This window comes from Oscillibacter sp. CU971, from assembly GCF_905219725.1.
Taxonomy (GTDB): Bacteria; Bacillota; Clostridia; order Oscillospirales; family Oscillospiraceae; genus Oscillibacter.
Genome location: NZ_CAJMXG010000059.1, coordinates 1 through 14,938, shown reverse-complemented (window position 1 = coordinate 14,938; position 14,938 = coordinate 1). Strand labels below are relative to the sequence as shown.

The following is a 14,938-nucleotide window of genomic DNA, read 5'->3' as shown; positions in this document are numbered from 1 at the left end:
CCACAACAATGCCCCCGTCAAAGTCATCCCCCGAGCCGGGGGTCCCGGGCTCTTCGGGCGGGGTGGGCTGCACCGGGGTCACCGGATCTACAGGCGTGACGGGGGCCTCGGCCGGAGTGCTGAGGATCTGCGGCGTGNCGGAGCTGAAATTCCGAATTTCCCCGGTGACGGTAACGTTGTCCAGAGTGACGGCCCCAGTGACGCCGGGGGCAATGAGCAGGTCTCCGGTGACGGTCATATTGGACAGCTCCGCGCCGCCCGCGGCGTTGATAAGTAGGCTGCCCTCCACATTGCTGGAATAGCTTCNGCTGGTTTGGATCAGGACTTGGATCATGTTGTTCAGCAGGTTCACCAGCTCCGCCCGGGTCAGGGGCTCCGTGGGGCGGAAGCTTCCCTCCGCCGCGTCGGTGATCCAGCCCCGGGCGGTGAGCTCGGCGATGTAGGGACGGGCATAGCCTGCGATCTGCGCCTCGTCGTGATAGGCCAGGGCGTTGTCTGTCCCGCCCAGCTGGAAGGCCCGGGCCACCATGGTCATGGCCTGCTGGCGGGTGATGCTGTCCCCCGGAAGGGCCTTGCCCTCGCTGCCCAGGTACACCCCGGCGGCGTTGAGCTTTAAAATGGAGTCCTCCCAGCGGCTCCCCTTGGTGTCGGAGAAGGTCCCGGCGGGGGCGGCGGCCTGGAACTGGAGGAAACGGTCCAGAATCCCGGCGAAGGCCCCCCGGGTGATGGAGGCGTCCGGTTTAAAGGACCCGTCGTCGTAGCCCTGGAGCACGCCGTACTCCTGGCTCCATTTGTTGACGGCGGATTCAGCCCAATGGCCGGTTGTGTCGGTGAAGGCCAAAGCGGGCGTGAGGAGCAGGGCCCCGGCCAGGAGGCCGGAGAGAATACGCTGTCGAATAAGACGCATAGCAGGTTCCTTTCGTCGGTTTTTGTCGAGNGGGTATGTAAAAAAAGTCCGCCGCATGACGGGGCCGCGGCAGGGGTCCACGCTGTTAATTGCCCATTATATAGGAAATTTGCCTCCCGGTCAATATTCCGGGGCGGATTTCCAGAAATAACATGCGCTTGCGTTTTTTCAAAAAACTGTTAAACTATCCATGGAAAGGGAGGGTTCGTATGGCCTTTGATTTCAAGAAACAGTTCAAGGAGTTCTATCTGCCCAAGGACAGACCGGAAATTGTGACGGTGCCGGAGGTGAACTATATTGCCGTGCAGGGCAGGGGAGACCCCAACCAGGAGGGCGGGGCCTACCAGCGGGCCATGGGCGTGCTGTACGCCGTGGCCTATACCCTGAAAATGAGCTATAAGAGCGACTACCGCATTGAGGGCTTTTTCGAGTACGTGGTTCCGCCCCTGGAGGGCTTCTGGCGGCAGGAGGGGGGAAGCGGCATAGATTATGGGAACAAGGACGGCTTCCTCTGGACCTCCGCCATCCGCCTGCCGGACTTTGTGACCCCGGCGGACTTCGCCTGGGCGGCGGAGACCGCCTCCCGGAAAAAGAAGCTGGATTGCTCCGCTGCGGAGTTCTGGACAGTGGAGGAGGGCCTCTGCGTCCAGATCATGCATCTGGGCTCCTTCGACTCCGAACCGGAGTCGGTGGCGAAAATGGACGCATTTATAGAGGAGCAGGGCTATGCCGGCGACCTGAGCGAGGCCCGGCGGCACCATGAAATCTACCTCACCGACGCCAGGCGGGTCCCGCNGGAGAGGTGGAAGACCGTTATCCGCCACCCAATCNGGAAGGTGTAAAAAGAGCCTCCCCGCCGCGCGGCGGGGAGGCTCTTTTCATTGATACTCGAATCTGATCCGCAGCCGTTTCCTCTGCGGGACCGGCCTGCCCGGTTCCTCCCGGGCGATGGAGTCCCCCCGGAACACCGACAGGGCCAGGCCGATGAGCGCCATGTCCACCACCGTCTGGAAGTTCCCCACCACCAGGGGCAGGCTGGCGGAGAACAGCACAAAGCCGAAATTCAGCGCCGCGCTGAACAGCGTCTGAAATCCCAGGGTCAGGACCACCGCCAGCACCACGAAATGGCCCGGCAGATAGCTCTGCCGCAGGCCCTTCACCAGCATCCAGAGGAGCAGGATGGTCAGCGCCGCCAGCAGGAGCGCCAGGGGAAACCAGCCCCAGGCCACCGCCANGGAGGCGGGGAGGAAGTCGTGGGAAAAGTCAATGGGCCGAAGCTCCTGGCCGCCGCCGAAGATCCGGGCCCCGGCGTTGACCGGCATGGCGGCTTNGCCGCCGACGCTCCGCAGGGGAGGAACGTCCTCCCAGAACATATGCAGCACCCAGCCCATGTAACCCCGGTGCTCTTTCTCCAGCTCCGGCCGGAGGGCAATCANCACCCGGAGCAGGAAGGAATTGAGATAGCCCTTGAGAAAGAGAAAAGCCAGGAGTCCGAAAGCGACGGCCAGGACTGCGCCCGCACCTTTCCAACGGCCCACGCCGAACCAGTCCCGGCCCGCCGCGGAGAGGGTNAGGATCAAACCGGAGAACAGCAGCAGGAACGTCCCTGACAGATTGAACCAACAGCGGGAGGCCAACGCCAGAAAGCCGCCGCCCAGAGTGGTAAGTAAAAGGCCTTTCCAGCCCTTGCCCCGAAAGCTGTAGAGCNAGAAAGCGTAGACGAGGGGGCTTAATGCCGCCGCAAGGGTAATGTAATACATGTAGTAACGAGAACGCAAAAATACCAAGGGCAGGAGCGATNCTGCCAAACCTCCGCCGTACACGGCCCTTNCGTGCCGGACCAGCCGGGACACGTCGAAAAAGTACATCCCCAGCATGGCCGCTGTGCCCAGGCCCAGGGAGGCCAGGAACCTCGTGATACCCATCTGCTGGACATAGGACTGGCGGAAAAGCACCCGCAGGACCACCCCGATTGCCGCCAGGGCAATGGTCAGCCCCAGCAATCCCCATTGGGGCCGGGGCCGGTGGATCCGGTCCAGCTCTGTTCCGACCGTCACCGGGTCGCCCATGTCCTCCGCCGCCAGCCGCTCCGCCTCATCGGGGGCCTTGCCCTCTTTTAGGAAATCGTCTCGCTGGTCCTCCAGGTGCCGCNCCANCNCCNNGACCAGCACGGNNCGGGCCCGCTTCCAGCGAATCTGCCCCTGCACCGCCTCCAGATAGGCGGCGATGGTCTTACGCTCCGGCAAGGCACGCGCCCCCTTTCAGAACCCGGCCCACGGCACGGGCGTAGGCGTTCCAGNCCGTTTCCTTCTCCTGGAGCGCGCTCCGGCCCTGCTTGGTCAGGTGGTAATACCGCCGGGTTTTCCCGGACTCCGCCGTTTGCTCATAGGCGGTGACAAACCCCTTTTCCTCCAGGCTGTGGAGGAGGGGGTAGAGGGTCCCCGCCTTGAGGCGGAAGGTGTCGTCGCTCCGCCGCCGGAGCTCCGCGATCATCTGNTACCCGTAGAGATCTCCGCCTTCCAGCAGCTTCAGCACTAGCAGGGACATGCTCCCGCTGACCAGGCTCTTTNCCAGTTCCATAGCGCGCCTCCTTATAGATAGACAGTCGATATATTAGTGCCTGCATTATATATCGGCTGTCTATCTATGTCAAGAGGCGAGATTGGAAATTTTTTGTGGCTTCTTCCTAAATCCGGCAAGGAAAGGTTGACGAAATGCCCATAAGGGCGGTATAATAACCTGATTTATTATATCGTAGAGAACGGGAGGGCGGGCTATGTGGATTGCGGACCGATGGGAGGACTATGAGCTGCTGGACTGCGGCGGCGGGGAGCGCCTGGAGCGCTGGGACCGCCAGGTGCTGGTCCGCCCGGACCCTCAGGCCATCTGGGAGACGCCCAGGGAGCACCCGGCCTGGAAAAAGGCGGGGGGGCGGTATCTCCGTTCTTCCACCGGGGGAGGGCACTGGGAGAAAAAGGCCCTGCCGGAGAGCTGGAAGATCCGGTACCGGGACCTGACCTTCCAGGTGAAGCCCATGAACTTCAAGCACACGGGCCTGTTTCCCGAACAGGCCGTAAACTGGGACTTTATGGCGGAAAAAATCAAAAACGCCGGGCGGCCCGTCCGGGTGCTGAACCTCTTTGCCTATACCGGCGGGGCCACCGCGGCCTGCGCCAGGGCCGGGGCCAGCGTCTGCCATGTGGACGCCGCCAAAGGCATGGTGGCCTGGGCCCGGGAAAACGCCAGGCTCTCCGGCCTGGGGGAGGCCCCCATCCGCTGGATTGTGGACGACTGTGCCAAGTTCGTAGAGCGGGAGATCCGCCGGGGGAAGTCCTACGACGCCATCGTGATGGACCCGCCCAGCTATGGCCGGGGCCCCGGCGGGGAGGTCTGGAAGCTGGAGGAGAACCTGTATCCCTTTGTGAAGCTCTGCGCCGGGGTGCTGTCGGACAAGCCCCTGTTTGTGCTGATCAACTCCTATACCACGGGCCTGGCCCCGTCGGTGCTGGGCTACCTTTTGAACCTTTTGGTGAAGGAGAAGTACGGCGGGAAGTGTACGTGGGATGAGCTGGGCCTTCCCGTTACGGCCACGGGCCTGGCCCTGCCCTGCGGGGCCACGGGGAGATGGTTCTCAGAATAGAAAGTGGGAAACGAGATGCCTGATATGATCCAAACCGAGAGCCTCCGTTTTGCCTATCCGGCGGACGAGGGGCAAAAGCCCGTCTATGCCCTCCGGGGCGTGGACCTGGAAATTAAAAAGGGCAGCTTTGTGGTTATCCTGGGCCACAATGGCTCCGGAAAATCCACCCTGGCCAAGACCTTCAACGCCGGGCTCCTTCCCGCCGGGGNGAAGGTGTACGTGGAGGGCATGGACACCCTGGATCAGGACCTGCTCCTGGCCATCCGCCAGCNGGTGGGTATGGTGTTCCAGAACCCGGACAACCAGATCGTCGCCAACGTGGTGGAGGAGGACGTGGCCTTCGCCCCGGAGAACCTGGGCGTGCCCACGGAGGAAATCCGCCGCCGGGTGGACGGGGCCTTGAAGGCCGTGGGCATGGACGAATTCGTCACCCACGCGCCCCACCTTCTTTCCGGCGGGCAGAAGCAGCGCATCGCCATCGCCGGGGTCATCGCCNTGGAGCCCGCCTGCGTCGTCCTGGACGAGGCCACCGCCATGCTGGACCCCATTGGGCGGCGGGAAGTGCTGTCCACCATTCACCGCTTGAACAGGGAAAAGGGCATCACGGTGGTTTTGATTACCCACCACATGAACGAGGCGGAGGACGCGGACCGCGTTGTCGTTATGAACGACGGCCGGGTGGACCTGGACGGAACGCCGGAGGAGGTGTTCAGCCAGGTGACCCGCCTCCNGCACCTGGGCCTGACGGCGCCGGATACCGTGGACCTGCTNGACCGCCTCCGGCAAAAGGNATGGGACGTGCCCCTGGACGCCCTGCGGGCGGAGGACTGCGCCGCCGCCATTGCCGGGGCTTTGAAGAACGACTGACGGAGGAACGAAGCCTTGCCTATCCTGGAGATTAAAAACCTGACCCATACCTANGNTATCGGGACGCCCTTCCGNCGCAGCGCGGTGGAAGACGTCAGCTTTGCTGTGGAACAAGGAGAGTTCCTGGGCATCATCGGCCACACCGGGTCCGGGAAATCCACCCTGATACAGCACCTGAACGGCCTCTTAAAGCCCACGTCCGGGCAGATTTTGCTGGACGGAAAGGACATCTGGGCCGAGCCGAAAAAAATACGAAGCGTCCGCTTCCAGGTGGGCCTGGTGTTCCAGTACCCGGAGTACCAGCTCTTTGAGGAAACGGTTTATAAGGATATCTCCTTCGGCCCCAGGAACCAGGGGAAGACGGGGGAGGCCTTGGACCACGCCGTCCGGGAGGCGGCGCGGCTGGTGGGCCTTCGGGACGAGCAGCTGGAGAAATCCCCCTTTGAGCTCTCCGGCGGACAGAAGCGCCGGGTGGCCCTGGCGGGAGTCCTGGCCATGGAGCCCAAGGTGCTGGTGCTGGACGAGCCCACGGCGGGCCTGGACCCGGCGGGCCGGGAGAATCTGATGGCGAACATCCGGGAGTACCACCGGCATAAGAACGCCACCATCCTTCTGGTCAGCCACAGCATGGACGAAATCGCCCAGAACGTGGACCGTATCCTGGTGCTGAAATCCGCTCATATTTTGATGAGCGGGACCCCGGCGGAGATTTTCACCCGGGCGGAGGAGCTTCTTTCCGCCGGGCTGGACGTGCCCCAGATCACCCGTGTGGCCATGTCCCTCCGGGACCGGGGGCTTCCCATCGACCCCGCTGTTTACACCGGGGAGGACTTGGAGCGCCAGCTCCTGGCTCTGAAAGGGGGCGGGGCTCCATGCTGAAGGACATCACCCTGGGCCAGTATTTCCCGGGAAATACCGCAGCCCACAGGCTGGACCCCCGGACAAAGATCCTGCTGGTGGTGCTGTATATTACCGCCCTGTTTACCGCCAAGAGCTTCCTGGCCTACGGCCTGATGGCCCTGGTGCTGGCGGTCTGTGTCCGTGTCTCCGGGGTGGGGCTCAAAGCCCTGGTGAAGGGCTTGAAGCCGGTGCTGTTCATCATCGTCTTCACCGGCGTCCTGAACCTATTTTTCACGCCCGGGGCCACCGAGCTCTGGGCCTGGGGGCCCTTTCAGGTCACGGACACGGGCCTGCGAAACGCCGCCTTTATGGTCCTGCGGATCATGCTCCTCATCATGGGAACCTTCCTCATGACCTACACCACCAGCCCCATCAGCCTTACCGACGGCCTGGAGCGGCTGCTGAACGGCTTGAAGCGCTTCCNCGTTNCGGTTCACGAGCTGACCATGATCATGTCCATCGCCCTGCGGTTCATTCCCACNCTGATTGAGGAGACGGATAAAATCATGTCCGCCCAGAAGGCCCGGGGGGCGGATTTCGAGAGCGGGAACCTGATGGAAAAGGCGAAGGCCCTGGTGCCCATCCTGGTGCCGCTGTTCATCAGCGCCTTCCGCCGGGCGGACGAGCTGGCCACGGCCATGGAGTGCCGCTGTTACCACGGCGGCGAGGGCCGGACGAAGCTCCATATTTTGAAGTACGAGCGCCGGGACTACATCGCCCTGANCCTGGGGGTTCTGATTCTGGCGGGCGTGATTGCCATGAGGGCCGTTGGCCTTTGAGGAGGAGGGTAAATGGAGGGAAAGAAAAGACAGATACAGGTTTTGACGCTGGTCCTCTGTCTGCTTTTAGTGTGCCTGAACCTCTGGCAGCTCCGGCAGATTTCGGACCTGCGGGAAGATCTGAGAAGGACCGAGGCTAATCTGCAAACGGAGACAAGGCGTCTTGACGAGCGGATTCAGGTTGTGCAGCGGGCGATGCGGGAAGCGGATGCGGCGGTCCTGGACTGGGAGTACACCACCGCCGTGAACAAAGAACAGCGGGTTCTGGATGTGACGGTGGATTTGTCCTTGAAGGAGTGGAGCGTGGACACGGAGGTGTGGGTGAACTGGACCTCCCTCCTTGATGGGAAAACCGGCTCGGAACCCTTGCGCGGCGGCAAGAGCGGGCGCCTTACCGGCACATTGAAGCTGCCTGTGGGGGGCCACCGGGAGTATGCACTGGAAGCCGTCATTCAAAACGGCGAGAGCCGGCGGCTGGAGGACCTGGGCTATCTGGGGGACACAGCCACGCTGCTGCCGGTTCAGCTTGCCGGTTGCGGCGGCTCCAGTGCAAACTACACCCGAGAAAAAGACGGGGGCGGAATCTTTGACCTGTCTTTTTATGAAGTCAACTTGCAGGGCTCCAAGGGGAGCGGGGCCCCGGAGGTCAAAGACGCGGTGTTCCGCCTCCGGCGGAATGGGGACGTTGCCGTGGAGCAAACCGCCAAGTATGGGGAGACTATCGAAAATTATACCTGTGACCCTGAGAAGGGCCTGATTGCCGAGGCCGGTATGGGGGACGAATTTACTCTGTCCTTCTTCTGCCGGGACACGTCCGGCCTGGGCTATGAATTTGACCTGGAGCAGTGGTCCATCGGCGAGAGCGGAATTGCCCGGGAGCACGGCCCGGAGGACTTCTGGCCCAAGCTCACCTGGGACTGACAAGAAGGAGGCGGCACATGCGCAACATCGCCCTGAAACTTACCTACAACGGCACCGCCTACCACGGCTGGCAGGTGCAGAAAAACGCCGCCTCCGTCTGCGAGACCCTGCAAAAGGCCATCTCCAAGGTCTGCGGGGAGCCTGTCCACCTGACGGGCTGCGGAAGGACGGACGCCGGGGTCCACGCGGAGCGGTACGTGGCCAATTTCCGCACGGAGAGCCGCATCCCCATTGACCGGATGCCCTACGCCATCAACACCCACACCCCGGAGGACATCGCCGTCCGGGAGGCGGTGGAGGTGGGGGAGGACTTCAACGCCATCGGCTCCTGCGTCAAAAAGGAATACACCTACCGCATTTACAACTCCCGCTTCAAAAATCCCTTCTACGTGAACCGGGCCTACTTTTACCCAAAACGGCTGGATGAGGACTTTTTGAACCAAGCCGCCCATATGTTTGTGGGGACCCACGATTTCCGGGCCGTCCGCTCGGTGGGCACGGAGACGAAAACCACCGTGCGGACCATTTACTGGTGCGACGTGACCCGGAGCGGGGATTTGCTGGAACTCCGGGTCTGCGCCGACGGCTTTTTGTACAACATGGTCCGGGCCATTACGGGGACCCTGCTTTACGCCGCCGAGGGGAAATTTGCCCCGGAGGATATCCCCGCCATTTTGGAGAGCGGGGACCGGACCCTGGCGGGGCCCACGGTGCCCCCGGGGGCGCTGTACCTGACGAGAATCTGGTATGAGGATGAACGGCTGAATGAGTGAGAAACGCGTGGACAAGTCCAAAGAGGGGAAGCATCCCGTCCGCAGCTTCCTGAGCTTCCTGCTGCTGCTGGCGGCGGTGCTCCTGGTGGTGCTTTTCGCGGCCTACCGGGACGGGACGGGCTTCGACATCCTCCGGCGCTACCTCCATTATGGGCGCTCGGAGCAGGTNGGCGGCGCGACGGTCTATCACTATGACGCCTCGTCTAAGAACCGCTATGCCCTTCTGGGAGAGAGCTTAGTGGTGCTGTCGTACGCGTCGCTGAGCCTTTACAACGGCGCGGGGGAGGAGGTTTGGTCCGCCCCTGTGACCATGACGGCCCCGGCCCTGGTCTCCGGCGGAGGAAGGGCGGCGGCTTACGACGTGGGGGGGACGTCGCTGTATGTGCTGGACCAGACAGGTTTGCTGCTGGAGCTTACCGCCGACGAGGAGGAGCCCTACATAGCCGCCACGCTGAACAAAAACGGGGCCCTGGCGGTGACGGCTCAGAAAAAGGGCTATAAGGGCAGCGTTAAGGTCTACGACCGGGCCTTGGGACTGGAGCCGGACTTCGAGTTCAAATCTTCCAAGCGTTTCGTCTCGGACGGATACGTCCTGGAGGATTCTCTGGCGGCGGTGACCCTGGGACAGGAGAACGGCGTCTTTGTCAGCAGCATTGTGCTCTATCAAATGCCGGAGACGGAACCGGCGGCGGACTACAGCATCTCCGGCGGACTGGTGGCCGCCGTTGGAGANCAGGANGGACGGCTGGTGACCGTTTCCGACACGGCTCTGACGTTTGCCGGAGCCAACGGAGAGATTGCCGGGACCTATTCTTACGGCGGGGCCTACCTCCGGGAATACGACCTGGGGGGCATGGGCTTCGCGGCGCTGCTTTTGAACCGCTACCGCTCCGGCAGCGTGGGGCGGCTGGTCACTGTGGACAAGGACGGCGAGGTCCTGGGCTCCCTGGACGTGCGGGAAGAGGTGCTGGACATCTCCGCCTCCGGCCGGTATCTGGCGGTGCTTTACTCGGACCGCCTGGCGGTGTATAATCAGGACCTCCAGCCCTACGCCACCCTCCAGGGGACGGGGGACGCCCGGGGAGTCCTGATGCGCTCCGACGGGTCGGCCCTGCTGCTGTCCGCCGGTTCCGCCAGCCTGTTTTTGCCTTGACTGTATGAAAATAAGCGGCGTGTTCACAAAACGTTTACATGGGAAGAGGTAGGAAAGTTTGACGACACCTGTTATAATAGATGCTGTTGCCGTGGTGGTGCTGGCGGGCTTCGCGGTCTGGGGAGCCTGGAAGGGCCTGCTGCGGACCCTGGCGGGGCTGCTGGTGCTGGCCCTGTCCCTGGCGGGGGCGGGAATTATCGCCTCGGCCCTGTCGGCCCCGGCGGCGAAGGTCATTGCCCCTGTCATTGAGAAGCGGATCGAGGCCCGCCTGGACGAGGCCATCCGGGAGCGGCGTTCCTCCGGCGGCGGGCCGGTGGAAGAAGGCGACTTGGAGGATCATCTGTCCATTGCGGAAATGCTGGAGCTGCTGGGAATCGACAAGGTCCAGCGGAACGCCCTGGCTTTCCGGGCCCAGGACGCCGTGCGGGACACCGGAGTCCAGGTGATAACCGCCGTGATTGAGAGCGTGGCCCAATCCGCGCTCTACGGCGTGCTGTACATGATTTCCTTTGTCCTGCTGTCCCTTGCGCTGCATCTGCTGGTGAGGATGCTGGATGCGGTTTTGAGACTGCCGGGCCTCCATGGGCTCAACGCCTTTGGAGGTGGAATGATCGGCCTGGCGGAGGGGGCGCTGCTGCTGTTTTTGGCGGTGTGGACGCTGCGCCTGGTGGGCGTCTCCTTCGACGGACAGGAAAGCAGCCGGATTTTTCGGTTTTTCACCACTCATACGCCCCTGGATGCTTTGAAGTTCCTGGGGATATGACAATTCCCCGGCCAGGCCGGGGGGCCTTCGTGAGGCCCGATATCAAACGATCAGCGCCGGAGGGCGCGTGGAGGTTTAAGAGGTATGCAGCCGACACTTTGTTCCAGATGCAAGAAAAACGTCGCCGTGGTCTTAATTTCAAAGCTGGACGGCGAGAGAACCATCAACGAGGGCCTGTGCCTGAAATGCGCCAAGGAGCTGGGGCTTCCCCAGGTGGACGACATGATGAAGCGCCTGGGGATTTCCGATGAGGACCTGGAAACCCTGAACAGCGAAATGATGCAGGCTATGAACGGCGTGGAAAATATTGAGGACCTGCCCGGTGGAGAGGAAGGAGACGAGGAGGAAGAGGGCAAGACCGCCACCTTCCCCTTCTTGAACCGCCTGTTCTCCGGCGGAGAGCCTTCCAAGGAGAGCGCCGAGGAGGGCCGGAGCGAGCGCCGGGAGAAAAAGGAGTCCTCCAAAAATACCAAGCGGAAGTATTTGGAGAACTACTGCATCTCCCTGACCCAGAAGGCCAAGGACGGCAAGCTGGACCCGGTCATCGGCCGGGCGGAGGAGATTGAGCGGGTGGTCCAGATTCTGAACCGCCGCCAAAAGAACAACCCCTGCCTTATCGGTGAGCCCGGCGTGGGCAAGACCGCCATTGCCGAGGGGTTGTCCCAGCGCATCGCCGAGGGCGACGTGCCCTTCAAGCTCCGGGAGAAGGAGGTCTACCTCCTGGACCTGACGGCTTTGGTGGCGGGCACCCAGTTCCGGGGCCAGTTCGAAAGCCGGATGAAGGGCCTCATCGACGAGGTGAAGCGCCTGGGGAACATTATATTGATGATCGACGAGGTCCACAACCTGGTGGGAGCGGGAGACGCCGAGGGCAGCATGAACGCGGCGAACATCTTAAAGCCCGCCCTGAGCCGGGGAGAGATCCAGGTTATCGGCGCCACCACCTTCAACGAATACCGCAAGCACATTGAAAAGGATTCCGCTCTGGAGCGGCGCTTCCAGCCGGTGACGGTGAACGAGCCATCCGTGGAGGATTCCATCAAGATTTTGAAGGGCCTGGCTCCCAAGTACGAGGAGTTCCACGGCGTCAAGCTGACGGAGGGCATCCTCCGCCAGGCGGTGCTGCTCAGCGAGCGCTACATCACGGACCGGTTTTTGCCCGATAAGGCCATTGACCTTATCGACGAGGCGAGTTCGGATCTGAACTTGAAGGACCCGGACATCTCCCGGCGGATGCAGATTCAGCGGGAGATGGACGACTACGCCAAGGAGCGGACCATGCTGGAGGAGAAAGAGGAGAAGTCCGAGGAGGACTACGCCCGCATGGCGGAGCTGAAAAGCCGGGACCTCCAGCTCTCCACGGAGCTCAGCGTCATTGAAGAGAAGGGCCAGCCCCAGCTGAGCATGGAGAATCTGGCCCATGTCATCGAGCTGTGGACCAAGATTCCCGCTTCCCGCATCCGGGAGCAGGAGTTCCAGCGCCTCAGCCAGCTGGAGGAACGCCTGAAAGACCACATCATCGGCCAGGACGAGGCCATCGAGGCCGTGTCCGCCGCCGTCCGCCGGAACCGGGTGGGCATCTCCCCCAAGCACAAGCCCGTCAGCTTCATCTTTGTGGGCTCCACCGGCGTAGGAAAAACGGAGCTGGTGAAGCAGTTGGCCACGGATCTGTTCAATACCCCCGACGCCTTAATTCGCCTGGACATGTCGGAGTTTATGGAAAAGCACTCCGTCTCCCGCATCGTGGGTTCTCCTCCGGGCTACGTGGGCTATGACGAGGCGGGCCAGCTGACGGAGAAAATCCGCCGGAAGCCCTACGCCGTCGTCCTTTTCGACGAGATTGAAAAGGCCCACCCCGACGTGCTGAACGTCCTTCTGCAAATCCTGGACGACGGCGAAATCACCGACGCCCACGGACGGAAGGTGAACTTTGAAAACACCATCATCGTCATGACCTCCAACGCCGGAAGCGCCACCAAGGAGGGGACCGTGGGCTTTGACCGGAGCCTCAGCCAGCAGGACAGCGAAAAGGCCNTGAAGGCCCTTCAGCAGTTCCTCCGGCCGGAGTTCATCAACCGAGTGGACGCGGTGATCACCTTCAACCGCCTCTCTGAGAAGGACTTCCAGTCCATCGCCCGGATTATGCTGGACGAGCTGCGGGACTCCTTGAAGGAGAAGGGCATTACCTTTACCTACGACGCCACCCTGGTGGACTTCCTGACCAAGAAGTCTTATTCCCGGACCTATGGGGCCCGGAATCTCCGCCGGACCATCCAGAAGGAGCTGGAGGACCCCATGGCGACGAAAATCATCAACAGCTATGCAGAGCCGATCATCGGCATCAACGCCGCCGCCGAAAACGAACACGTCTGCCTACAGACGCTTTAAGCCGCGTCTGCGATTTTTGATAAAAGCCGGGGACTTTCCGCCGCCCGGCGGGAGAGGGAGGACCCTATGCTTTTTCGGAAAGACATCGATCCCCGCTGTGCTTACTGCAAGCGGGGCCAGCAGCTCAACGAGCGGGAGGTGGCCTGTGTGAAACGGGGCGTGGTGCCGGTGGAGCACTCCTGCCGGGCGTTTCGTTACGACCCCTTGAAGCGCGTTCCGCCCCGCCCGGCGGCGCTGGACACCAGGAAGCTCAGCGAGGAGGATTTTTCTCTCTGAGTCCCTTGGAATTCATACGAAGCCGCCCCGGCGAGGACTTTCGCCGGGGCGGCTTCACAAAGACTGAACAGGAGGCCTTTTATGGAACTGCGGCAAATCACAGCCCTTTCTTACAGCGCCACCGGCGTGACGGACAAGGTGGTCCGCACCCTGGCGGAGGCCCTGGCGGCGGAGCTGTCCCTGCCCCTGACCTGCCGGAGCTTCACAAAGCCGGGAGAGCGGGAGGAGAATTTGAGCTTCGGCAAGGGGGAGCTGGTTATCGTGGGCTCTCCCACCTACGCGGGCCGGATGCCCAATAAAATTGCCCCGGATTTTCAGGCCCGGCTTCAAGGAAGCGGAGCTCTGGCGGTGGCGGCGGTGACCTTTGGCAACCGGGCCTATGAGAACTCCCTGGCGGAGCTCTGCGCCCTCTTGGAGGCCAAGGGCTTTCATACCGTGGCGGCGGGGGCCTTCCCGGGCCGCCACGCCTTTACCGACGCCCTGGGGGAGGGCCGCCCCGACTGGGACGACAAGCGGGCCATCCAGCAGTTTGCCAAGGGGATTGCCGGAAAGCTTCGAAAGCTGGAAGCGGTTCCGCCGCCGGTGGAGGTCCCGGGAGACCCGGAAGCGCCCTATTACATACCCAAGGGCCTGGACGGGGAGCCGGTGAAGTTTTTAAAGGCCAAGCCAAAAACGGACCTGGGCAAGTGCTGTAACTGCGGCGTCTGCGCCCGGACCTGCCCCATGGGGGCCATCGATCCGAAGAACGTGGCGGAGGTGCCGGGGACCTGCATCAAGTGCCAGTCCTGCGTGCGGAAATGCACCCACCACGCCAAGTACTTCGACGACCCGGCGTTTCTCTCCCATGTGGCCATGCTGGAGAAAAATTTCCAGGAGCCCAAGGAAATGGAGACCTTCCTATAAAGCAAAACCGGGGACGTAAGTCCCCGGTTTTCTTACTCAAACAAACCCGCCGGAAGCCGGATATCCTCCCGGGGAATCCTTTCCCAGGAAAACTCCCCCAGCAGTTCCTCTGCCGAAGCAGGCTCGCCGGAAGGGTGAAAGCCCGCAAGCTCTGCCAGCCGCCCCAGCAGTTCCTCCGCCGTGACCCGGCCCCGAAAGCTGTCCAGCCCCGCGTCGGCATCCCGCTTGGAAAGCCGCCGTCCGTCGGGGGCCAGCAGGAGGGGGAAGTGGATAAACTCCGGCGGCGTCAGCCCCAGGAGCTGATAAAGATACAATTGCCTGGGGGTGGAGGACAGCAGGTCCGCCCCCCGGACCACCTCCGTCACACCCATGGCGGCGTCGTCCACCACGACCGCCAGCTGATAGGCAAACATGCCGTCGGACCGGCGGAGGAGAAAATCCCCGCAGTCCCGTTCCAGATGTTCGGTGCAAGGCCCCATGTGCCCATCGATGAAGGAATATTCCTTGTCAGGCACTCGCAGCCGCAGGGCAGGGGAGAGGAGGAGAGAAAGAGAAGGAGGGGGAGGGGGGGGAAGGGGGGGGAAGGGGGAGGGGAAAAGGAACAAGAGGGAGGGGGGGAAAGAGAAGGAGGAGGAGAGGAAAGAGGGGGAGAAGGGGAGAGAGAAGGA

The 14,938-nt window shown here is 62.5% G+C and carries 14 protein-coding genes and 2 pseudogenes; 12 read left to right on the top strand and 4 right to left on the bottom strand.

The genetic code is table 11. The annotated features are described in order from the left end of the window. On the bottom strand, positions 1–907 hold a 907-nt coding region (locus JX325_RS06255; RefSeq protein WP_204790298.1), incomplete at its 3' end, for an S-layer homology domain-containing protein. 209 nt (positions 908–1,116) lie between these two features. Here JX325_RS06255 and JX325_RS06250 point away from each other — a divergent pair. Then, on the top strand, positions 1,117–1,749 hold the full coding sequence (locus tag JX325_RS06250; RefSeq protein WP_204790297.1) for a GyrI-like domain-containing protein: 633 nt from the start codon (positions 1,117–1,119) through the stop codon (positions 1,747–1,749). 36 nt (positions 1,750–1,785) lie between these two features. Here JX325_RS06250 and JX325_RS17990 read toward each other — a convergent pair. Both JX325_RS17990 and JX325_RS06245 read right to left on the bottom strand, forming a co-directional pair. Continuing rightward, positions 1,786–3,153 (bottom strand): annotated as a pseudogene (locus JX325_RS17990) (permease prefix domain 1-containing protein). Further along, positions 3,140–3,487: a PadR family transcriptional regulator gene (locus JX325_RS06245; protein ID WP_204790296.1), complete on the bottom strand. Its 348-nt coding sequence runs from the start codon at positions 3,485–3,487 to the stop codon at positions 3,140–3,142. The pseudogene JX325_RS17990 and the gene JX325_RS06245 overlap by 14 nt, the downstream one beginning before the upstream one ends. Positions 3,488–3,683: 196 nt before the next feature. Between JX325_RS06245 and JX325_RS06240 the strand changes: the two genes are divergently transcribed. From JX325_RS06240 to JX325_RS06195, 11 genes are all read left to right on the top strand, one after another. Continuing rightward, a complete protein-coding gene (locus tag JX325_RS06240) occupies positions 3,684–4,547 on the top strand; it encodes a class I SAM-dependent methyltransferase (RefSeq protein ID WP_204790295.1) in 864 nt (287 codons plus the stop codon). Between the two features lie 15 nt (positions 4,548–4,562). Continuing rightward, a complete protein-coding gene (locus tag JX325_RS06235; protein WP_204790294.1) occupies positions 4,563–5,414 on the top strand; it encodes an energy-coupling factor transporter ATPase in 852 nt (283 codons plus the stop codon). Between the two features lie 15 nt (positions 5,415–5,429). Beyond that, positions 5,430–6,293, top strand: a complete 864-nt coding sequence (locus JX325_RS06230; RefSeq protein ID WP_204790293.1) for an energy-coupling factor transporter ATPase — start codon at positions 5,430–5,432, stop codon at positions 6,291–6,293. Then, on the top strand, positions 6,287–7,093 hold the full coding sequence (locus JX325_RS06225) for an energy-coupling factor transporter transmembrane protein EcfT (RefSeq protein WP_204790292.1): 807 nt from the start codon (positions 6,287–6,289) through the stop codon (positions 7,091–7,093). Before JX325_RS06230 ends, JX325_RS06225 begins: the two co-directional genes overlap by 7 nt. A gap of 12 nt (positions 7,094–7,105) precedes the next feature. Next, complete coding sequence (locus tag JX325_RS06220) at positions 7,106–8,014, top strand: hypothetical protein (RefSeq protein ID WP_204790291.1); 909 nt, start codon at positions 7,106–7,108, stop codon at positions 8,012–8,014. Positions 8,015–8,031: 17 nt separating this feature from the next. Next, a complete protein-coding gene (gene truA / locus JX325_RS06215; protein ID WP_204790290.1) occupies positions 8,032–8,787 on the top strand; it encodes a tRNA pseudouridine(38-40) synthase TruA in 756 nt (251 codons plus the stop codon). Further along, complete coding sequence (locus tag JX325_RS17985; RefSeq protein ID WP_243413953.1) at positions 8,780–9,940, top strand: DUF5711 family protein; 1,161 nt, start codon at positions 8,780–8,782, stop codon at positions 9,938–9,940. The genes truA and JX325_RS17985 overlap by 8 nt, the downstream gene beginning before the upstream one ends. Positions 9,941–9,998: 58 nt before the next feature. Then, positions 9,999–10,703 carry a CvpA family protein gene (locus JX325_RS06210; RefSeq protein WP_204790289.1) on the top strand — a complete coding sequence of 235 codons (705 nt, stop codon included), beginning with the start codon at positions 9,999–10,001 and terminating at the stop codon, positions 10,701–10,703. Positions 10,704–10,787: 84 nt separating this feature from the next. Beyond that, entirely contained in the window at positions 10,788–13,091 is a 2,304-nt protein-coding gene (locus tag JX325_RS06205) for an ATP-dependent Clp protease ATP-binding subunit (protein ID WP_204790288.1), read from the top strand. Between the two features lie 66 nt (positions 13,092–13,157). Next, positions 13,158–13,367: a hypothetical protein gene (locus tag JX325_RS06200; protein ID WP_204790287.1), complete on the top strand. Its 210-nt coding sequence runs from the start codon at positions 13,158–13,160 to the stop codon at positions 13,365–13,367. A gap of 81 nt (positions 13,368–13,448) precedes the next feature. After that, the gene (locus JX325_RS06195; RefSeq protein ID WP_204790286.1) at positions 13,449–14,270 is read left to right on the top strand and encodes a 4Fe-4S binding protein; all 822 of its coding nucleotides are present in this window, start codon (positions 13,449–13,451) and stop codon (positions 14,268–14,270) included. Between the two features lie 32 nt (positions 14,271–14,302). Here JX325_RS06195 and JX325_RS06190 read toward each other — a convergent pair. Beyond that, positions 14,303–14,806, bottom strand: a pseudogene (locus JX325_RS06190) (glutamate--tRNA ligase family protein); the annotation flags it as partial. Positions 14,807–14,938: the final 132 nt, after the last annotated feature.